1 protein-coding gene is annotated in these 231 nt (G+C 71.0%); it reads left to right on the forward strand.

All coding sequences use genetic code 11. From position 1 onward, the window contains the following. Positions 1–231: Rossmann-fold NAD(P)-binding domain-containing protein (locus SAY88_RS25720; RefSeq protein WP_431308941.1), on the forward strand; the 231-nt coding region annotated here is incomplete at both ends.

A 231-nucleotide genomic window follows, 5' to 3' on the forward strand; every position in this document is an offset into this window, starting at 1 on the left:
GTCGGCCATTACGTGGAGAAGCGCGGCGCCAGCTTCGACGCGGTCCACGGTGAGGGCGCCCGCCACGTCGCCCACCAGGCGCTGAAGGCGGGGGTTGGACGGCTGGTTCACATTTCGGGGATCGGCGCGGATCCGGCATCGGCGTCCCCTTACGTTCGCGCCCGCGGCGTCGGCGAGGCACTGGTCCGGGATGCCTTCGAAGGCGTCACCATCCTGCGTCCGAGCGTGCTC

The sequence above is a fragment of the Halalkalibacter flavus genome, from assembly GCF_036663575.1.
GTDB lineage: Bacteria > Bacillota > Bacilli > Bacillales > Bacillaceae_D > Halalkalibacter > Halalkalibacter flavus.